Genomic DNA, 1,624 nt, shown 5'->3' with positions numbered 1-1,624 from the left:
CAGTTACCGAAGCAATGGTTTGTGGTTGCCCTGTAATTACCTGTCGTCACTCCTCTCTTCCTGAAGCAGCTGGGGAAGCAGCATTGTATGTGGATCAATCTAATGTTTACGAGCTGATTGATGCGCTGTACAAAGTTCAAAACCCAGAGGTTCGTAACCAGTTGATTGCTGATGGGTTTGAACACGCGAATAAATTTTCCTGGTCAAAGATGGCCGATACTGTGGCAGAGGTTCTGGTCGAAACTGCTAAGACAATCAAAAATGAGACTACTGGTATAGGTTCCCCCCTTTGGGGAGAATTCAGGAAGTTACAGGCTAAAATCCAACAACAGCTACCCCCAAGTCCCTCCATAATTCAAGTTCAGCCAACTCAGCTTCAGTCAGGGGGTCTCGAAGAGCAATTGAGGTACGCAGAGGCTCAACTTCAGCAAAAACAGCGGGAACTTCAAGAAGCGGGGTCAAATCTAGCGGCAATGGAGTCCAGTAAATTCTGGAAATTGCGGTCAGGCTGGTTTCGACTAAAACCCCTGTTAGTTCCAGTAGTTAGTCTAATTTTAGGGATCAACTTACTACTGCTATCTACCGCCATGTATGCTGAAAAAACTCTAGTAAAACTATCCTCATTCGTTTCTCCTGTCCAAGGAAATCTATTCTTTAGTCTTGGCGGTAGTTTGTTGTCCATTGCACTAATGTTAGGGATGGTTGGCTATCTGGGCTATATGAAGCCTCAGGTTCTCCGCAGGGTCAGAATTGTCATGGGTGGTGGGGGATTAGCGTTGATAGGTTTGACGGTACTACAAAACATTAACCTGTTGTAGATAACTGCCCAGTTTTCCAAGTCTTAATTCTTAAGACCCTTTATTTTTATTCCCTCTCTGGGGACTGAATTAAAAAAAGGGTTTTCAATCCGGACTTGTAATCAGACGTAAGTTCGAGCTAATTTATCAACACCTGGGTGTAACAACAAGATGACACAAACCTTTAGAGATATCTGTTGGTGTGGAAATACTGAGCTAACTGAATTTTCCCCTGACTACTTGGCGTGCTCTGAATGTGGCACTCTAGTGTCAAAAACTGGTTTGAGGTCTGAGCAGCTCCGTGTACAGGATGATAACCATGACTTCTACGGTAAAGAATACTGGTTGTCTTATCAGACCGAGCATTATCGTTTTCCTGATATTCGTCAACGAGCCCGTCAAGATTTACCAGAGCGATGCCTCCACTGGTTGCGTACACTGATGGCTTATAAACTACCACCAGCCAAAGTGCTTGAGTTAGGTTGTGCTCATGGTGGCTTTGTGGCCATGATGGGTTGGGCAGGTTTTGATGCTATGGGTCTAGAGCTTAGCCCTTGGGTGGTGGAATTTGCCCAACACACATTCAATATGCCCATTTTGTCAGGACCTATCGAGGATCAGCAACTAGAACCTGAATGTTTTGATGCTATCGTACTCTACGATGTCCTGGAGCATCTACCTGATCCAGTGGCTACCATGAGCCATGGGGCATCTCTTCTCAAGGAAGATGGTATTTTCATTGTCCAGATGCCAAATTATGAAGAGGGTAAAACCTATTCAGAGATGGTTGCTCAAAAGGATCATTTTTTACACCAAATGAAATCTAT

1 protein-coding gene and 1 pseudogene are annotated in these 1,624 nt (G+C 44.3%); both read left to right on the top strand.

The window, feature by feature from the left end; genetic code table 11:
- A pseudogene (locus F6K49_RS47125) lies at positions 1-818 on the top strand (glycosyltransferase family 1 protein); the annotation flags it as partial.
- Positions 819-968: 150 nt separating this feature from the next.
- A partial coding sequence (locus F6K49_RS47120; RefSeq protein ID WP_293109398.1) for a class I SAM-dependent methyltransferase occupies positions 969-1,624 on the top strand: 656 nt, incomplete at its 3' end.

This window comes from Moorena sp. SIO3I6 (assembly GCF_010672095.1).
This window is presented reverse-complemented; position numbering and strand designations above follow the sequence as displayed.